Consider the following 6,928-nt stretch of genomic DNA (forward strand, 5'->3'; position numbering starts at 1 on the left):
CCAAGCACGCAATATGGCGCTTAACCTGTATCGCGAGTATGGTTGGACCAATATGGCTCAGGCAAAACGATGCTGTGAGCAATCGCTAGACATACTGATGGACGTTTTTAGAATGAAATAGCCCTGCTACAATACTGACAAACCTTTGGGTAAGTTTACCTGTCCTGATTTGGCAAATTACGCCCATTTCGGGCACTTTGAAGATCAACCTCGTCACTCTCTGATTGAGCCCATGACCAACGTTGTCAATCCGTGGACGGCAGCCAATTTACCCGGCTATACCTTTATTGAAGGTATCTATCAGGGTATCCGTACTCTGATCTACAGAGCGACGGAAACGGAGGCTCAGCGTCCCGTGGTGATCAAAATTCTGGACCAGGAATATCCAAGTTTTAGGGAACTCGTACAGTTTCGGAACCAATATACAGTTGCTAAAAACCTGCCTATTGAAGGAATTGTTCGCCCGATTAGTCTAGAAAACTGGGGTAACGGCTATGCCCTGGTGATGGAAGACTTTGGCGGACTTGATCTAGGACGGTATATTCAACACTATAGCCTCAATCTGACTGACATTCTCAATATCGCTATCCAGCTGGCGACTGTGCTGCACAACCTGCATCAGCATCAGGTTGTCCATAAAGATATTAAACCTGCCAATATTCTGATTCATCCAGAATCTAAGCAAATTAAGCTAATTGACTTTAGTCTGGCTTCGCTGCTGTCGAAGGAGACTCAAATAGTTCAAGCTCCTCAGAGTCTAGAAGGGACGCTAGCCTATCTGGCTCCGGAGCAAACCGGTCGGATGAACCGAGGGATTGACTATCGGACAGACTTTTACGCGCTAGGGGTGACACTATATCAGCTGCTGACTCGGCAGCTGCCCTTCACCAGCCAGGATCCGCTGGAGCTGCTCCACTGCCACATGTCTCAGGTGCCCGTCGCTGCGGATGAGGTCAATTCAAGCGTTCCGGCAACGGTAGCAAAGATTATTGCAAAGCTGATGGCGAAGAATGCTGAAAACCGCTACCAAAGCGCCTTTGGTCTAAAGTATGACTTAACACAATGCCTTACCCAGTGGCAAAGCCGGGGGGAGATTTCTAAATTCGTTGTGGGTCAGCGAGACGTGTGCGATCGCTTCGCTATTCCCGAAAAGCTCTATGGCCGAAACGCAGAGGTTCAAACGTTACTAAATGCGTTTGAGCGGGTCTCTGGCGGGTCATCAGAACTAATGCTAGTAGCAGGCTTTTCCGGGATTGGGAAAACTGCTGTGGTCAACGAGGTGCACAAGCCCATCACTCAACAAAAGGGCTATTTCATTAAAGGGAAATTTGATCAATTCAATCGCAATAGTCCCTTCTCTGCATTTGTACAGGCCTTCCGTAGTCTGATGGGGCAGCTGCTAGGAGAGTCAGACGCGGCCATCGCTGACTGGAAAGCCAAAATTCTGTTAGCGGTTGGTGAGAGCGGTCAGGTACTAACTGAGGTAATTCCAGAGCTAGCGCTAATTATTGATGAGCAGCCTACGATCCCCGAGCTGTCTGGTACCGCCGCTCAGAATCGCTTTAATTTGTTGTTTAGCCAGTTTATTCAGGTTTTTACCACACCGGAGCATCCATTAGTCGTTTTTCTAGACGACCTGCAGTGGGCTGATTCGGCTTCATTAAACTTGCTCAAGCTGCTGCTGAATGAAGTCGAGGTAGGCTACCTTTTGATACTGGGAGCCTACCGGGACAACGAGGTGTTTCCAGCCCATCCATTACTGCTGACCTTAGAGCAGAAAAACAGCGCGCCTTTACAAACGCTGAGGCTAAAGCCGCTGATGGCAGACGATATCGATCGGCTGGTGGCAGACACACTGTTGTGCCCTGTAGAACTGGCTAGGCCGCTGTCGCAGCTGGTGTATCAAAAGACCAAAGGCAACCCGTTTTTTACCACTCAGTTTTTGCAAGGTCTACACGGGGATGGCTGGATCACGTTCGATCCTGCAGCAGGCTGCTGGCAGTGCGACTTGACTCAGGTACGTCAGCTGGCGCTAACAGACGATGTGGTGGAATTTATGATTGAGCGCCTCCAAAAGCTGCCCGCAGCCACCCAGGATGTGCTCAAATTGGCGGCCTGTATCGGTAATTGGTTTGATTTAGCAACACTGGCAGTGATTTGTAAAACCAATCAGGAGCAGGCAGCAACAAATCTATGGAAGTCTTTACAGACAGGGTTTGTTGTTCCTCAAAGTGAAACCTATAAGTTCTTTCAAGACGGGGCGAACCAAGATTCTGACAGGCCTACCAATGTTGTCATAGAATATCGCTTTTTGCACGACCGGGTTCAACAGGCAGCTTACGCTCTGATTGATCAAGACAAGCGGCAGCATACCCATTTGGCCATCGGTGAGTTGCTGCTCGATGATACACCAGCAGACAGGTTGGACGACCGGATTTTTGCGATTATCAATCAGCTAAATATGGGAGCTGATCTGCTGAGCACCTCCCAGAAGAAACTTGAGCTAGCCAAGCTAAATCTAAGGGCAGGTTGTAAAGCCAAGTTGGCTACAGCCTATAGCGCTGCAGTCGAGTACTGCCAGCATGGTATCGATTTACTAGACTGCGATCGCTGGAATGATTCATCAAATCTCACCCTCGCTCTCTACAACACCGCAGCCGAAGCCGCCTGTCTTCACAGCGACTATGCCAACATGACTCGGTGGATTGACGAGGTTTTAGAGCACGTTCCTAACTTACTCGATCAAATTCCTGCCTATGAAGTCAAAATTCAGGCTGAAATCGCTCAAAATCAGCTGCAGGAGGCGGTTCAAACAGGGTTAGGAGTGCTAGAGAATCTGGGCGTTCAACTACCTGCCCAGCCAGCAACCGCCAATATTGAACAAGGATTTGCGCTAACAGCCGCTCAGATGGCCGGTAGGCAGCCAGACGCTCTGCTAGCTTTAGCTGAAATGACAGAGGCTGAAAAGCTGGCTGCCCTCAGGATGTTGGCCGGAATTTGGGGGGCTGCCTTTGCGATCTCACCTTCTCTAATGCCGCTGATTGTCCTAGAAATGGTCAATCTTTCGATTCGGTATGGTAATGCTCCTATCTCCGCCTTTGCCTATGTGTTGTATGGAGTTTTACTCTGTGGTGGCGAGAACTTTCAACAGGGCTATGAATTTGGAGAAGTTGCTCTCAAGCTGTTGACTCGATTCAACACTCAGACATTTAAGGCCAAAATTTTGTTTTTAATTGGTACCCATATCACCATTTGGCATGAGTCTGCCGGAGCAGCACTATCGACTTTAGAGAGAGCCTACCAGGCAGGATTAGAAACCGGAGACTTAGAATTTGCCGCTTTGCCTGCTGCCATCTATTCGTACTACGCCTACTTAACCGGACAGCATCTGTCAGACGTCAAACAGAACTTTGTTGCCTATACTCAGGCCGTTGAAAAAATAAAACAAACCTACTACTTAAATTTTTTACAGATTTGGCACCAGGCCGTCACAAATCTGCAAGAAGAAACAGACCAACCCCAGCGAATTAGTGGAGATATCTGTGACAGCGACGCCATGCTACGTCAGTTTGAGCAAAACAACGTGACAACGCCCATGGCATATATCTATGTCAATCGCCTCATGCTCAATTACTTATTTGGTCACGAGATAGAAGCTATCGATATCATTCCACGGGCTGATGAGTACGCCCAGATGGTGCCAGCAACGCTGCTAATTCCTATCGTGAACTTTTATGGCTCCTTAGCCAAACTGGCCCGCTATCTCCAGGTCTCAGACGTTCAACAGGCGGACTGGCTAGAAGACATTCGCAAGAACCAGAGCAAACTACAGCACTGGAGTCAGTCTGCTCCAGAAAACTATCAGCACAAATACAATTTGGTGGCGGCTGAGCTATCTCGGGTAAGCGATCATAAGCTAGATGCTATAGAGAAGTACGATGACGCCATAGCTGGAGCCAAAGCAAACGCCTACATTCAAGAAGAGGCCCTAGCCAACGAACTCGCCGCTAAATTTTATCTGAGCTGGGGCAAAGAGAAATTTGCTGCAGGCTATATGCAAGAAGCTTACTATTGTTATTCTCGCTGGGGAGCCGGGGCTAAATTAGCCGATCTAAAAAAACGCTATCCCGAACTGCTACGTCCTATCTTGCAGCCATCGGCAACGGGTGATGTATTGAATACCCTGATGACAATTGCTGCACCTACCCTATCAAATTACCCTAGCACTACTCAGGACTCTAGCAGCTACCTTAACCAAACGCTCGATTTTGCCAGCATCTTAAAAGCATCCCAGGCTCTTTCTCGGACAATTCATCTAGATGAATTGTTGCATCAGCTGACCCAAATCATTCTCGAAAATTCGGGAGGAAGTTGTTGCGCACTGCTGCTCCCTAACACAGATGGAGAATGGTATGTGAGGGCATTTTCTATCGTAGACGATACGCAGCTGTGTAACGATCCGCTTGTCAACAATCCTAACCTTCCTGTCAAACTGATCCAGTATGTCAAAAATACTCAGAAAGCTGTTGTTATCAACGATTCAAAAACTACACTGCCCGTTGTTGATGACTATCTAAAACAAAATACGTCAAAAAGCTTGCTGTGTTTACCATTTTTTAATCAAGGTAAGCTTGTAGGTATTTTGTATCTCAAAAACCGCCTTATCAGCGGCGTCTTTACCAGCGAGCGCATCTTGATCCTTGATTTTTTAGCGGCTCAGGCGGCTATCGCCTTAGAAAATGCGCGGCTTTATCAAGATAGTCAGCGGGCACTACAAACAATTCAACAGCAAGAAGCTCGCTACCAGAGAATCTTTGAAGCGGTAAGTGACGGGTTGGCGGTCGTTGACCTTGAAACGACCCAGGTAGTTGCAGCTAATCCTGCCTACTGTCAAATGCACGGTTATACCTACACGGAGCTGCTAGAGCTAACGCCTGCTCAAGTTCTGCGGCCCCATGTCTATGTCAAGTTTGAATTCTTTTTAGAGTCTATTCAGCAAAAACAAGAGTTTTTTTGTAATGCCGTCTGCACTAGAAAAGATGGCACCTCGTTTAATGCTGAGATACATTCGGTGCCGTTTCAGTACAAAGGCAAGCTGTGCGGTCTCACCGTTTTTCGGGACGTGACTCAGCAGAGACAGCTAGAGTCAGCGCTAAAGCAAAAAAATCAGGTATTAGAACTTACTCTCAGCGAGCTGCAACAAGCTCAGCTACAGCTGGTACAAAGCGAAAAGATGTCGGCTCTAGGCAACCTAGTTGCTGGTATAGCCCACGAAATCAATAATCCCATTAGCTGCATCATTGGCAACGTAGACGCAACCCAAGACTATATGGACGATCTGCTAGGGCTGTTGGACCTCTACGCACAACAGCTATCAGCACCAGCACCTGACCTTGAAACTCAGCTGAAAAAAGTTGACCTCGACTATGTACGCAGCGATCTGCCCAAGCTGACGCGCGCGATGCGAGACAGTGGTAATCGCATTGTCAATATCAGCAGAAGTCTGCGTATGTTCTCTCGGGCTGATGCCGAGATGCGACAGCTCTTTTATCTTCACGAGGGTCTAGAGAGTACGGTCTTGATTTTGCGACATCGTTTGAAGGCAAATGAGCAGCGGCCTGCCATTGAGATCGTTAAGGAGTATGGCGATATCCCTCAAATTAGTTGTTTTCCAGGACAGCTCAATCAGGTGTTCATGAATATTCTGGCTAATGCTATTGATGCTTTAGACGAAGCCAGTCAGCGGGTTAGCTTTGCGGATCTAGAAGCTTATCCCCAATGTATTACCGTTCGCTCCGAGTTCGATCAGCACCAGGTGACTGTTACCATCGCTGATAACGGTCCTGGCATATCTGAGGCGATAAAGCCCAAAGTTTTTGACTATTTGTTTACCACCAAGGATGCGGGCAAGGGGACTGGGTTAGGGCTTGCGATCGCACGTCAAATCGTTGTTGACTCCCACGGTGGCCATTTGGAGGTGCAGTCTAATCCGGGTCAAGGAACCAAATTTTACATTCGGCTACCGCTGTAGGGAAAACCTACAGGACCCTGACTGCGGCTGCTATTCTCGATTAGGTCGTTGTAAGGGTTCTCGGCTAAGCGGGCTGAGAAGACGGTTCATAGCCTGTAGCTGCTCGGCAGTGCCTAGGCAAATCAGAAAATCTTCTGGTTCTAGTCGGACTTCTGATGTAGGACCAATGAGCAGCTCCCCTTGGTTGCGCTGAATGGCTACAATCAAAACTCCCGTCTGGGCTCTCAGCTGTGATTCTCTCAGGGTCTGACCAATTTGAGAACAGACCAGCGGGTCCAGTAAAAACTCTTCCATATAGTAGGTGCGATCGCCTCCAGAAAAGATGCCGTCGACAAAGTCCATCACCTGGGGACGGAGAGCAGCGGCGGCCATCCGTTTGCCCCCGGTAATGTAAGGCGAAATCACCGCATCTGCGCCCACTCGCTTTAGTTTTTGAATCGCTTCTTCACTACTGGCTCGAGCAATGATACGTACTTGGGGGTTAAGCGTTCTAGCCGAGAGTACGGTGTATAGATTCTCCGCATCAGACGTCAGGGCAGAAACTAGACACACCGCTGACTCAATTTTGAGTAAATGGAGCGTATCGTCTAGAGTGGCATCCCCCTGAACTGCAACAAAGCCCAGCTGCTGTGCCTGTTGCACTGACTCTTCCTCAGCATCGACAACCACAAACCGAATCTTCTGAAGTCTAAACTCTTCGGCAATTTGACGTCCTGTCCTCCCAAATCCGCACAAAATGTAATGGTGAGAGAGTTCTTGCATAAGTTTACGACGCTGGTTTAGACGCACTCCTTCTTGAAAGTAGCCTTTTACAATCGCTTCTGTAAATCGGTTGGCAATATAGCCGACGGCAAAGATTCCTAAAAAGATCAGCACAATCGTAAAGATGCAGCCACG

2 protein-coding genes are annotated in these 6,928 nt (G+C 48.3%); one reads left to right on the forward strand and one right to left on the reverse strand.

The genetic code is table 11. The features are described 5' to 3' along the window. The first annotated feature begins 232 nt into the window (after positions 1-232). The gene (locus IQ260_RS25065) at positions 233-6,031 is read left to right on the forward strand and encodes an ATP-binding sensor histidine kinase (protein ID WP_193995809.1); all 5,799 of its coding nucleotides are present in this window, start codon (positions 233-235) and stop codon (positions 6,029-6,031) included. A 30-nt stretch (positions 6,032-6,061) separates the two neighbouring features. On the opposite strand, the gene IQ260_RS25070 is transcribed toward IQ260_RS25065, so the two are convergent. After that, positions 6,062-6,928, reverse strand: an 867-nt coding sequence (locus IQ260_RS25070) for a potassium channel family protein (protein ID WP_193995810.1), incomplete at its 5' end; no start/stop codon positions are given.

This window comes from Leptolyngbya cf. ectocarpi LEGE 11479, assembly GCF_015207065.1.
GTDB lineage: Bacteria > Cyanobacteriota > Cyanobacteriia > Phormidesmidales > Phormidesmidaceae > Leptothoe > Leptothoe ectocarpi.

Coding starts and splice junctions, on each gene's coding strand:
- IQ260_RS25065 (WP_193995809.1), top strand. CDS start 233: ATGACCAACGTTGTCAATCCGTGGACGGCAGCCAATTTACCCGGCTAT.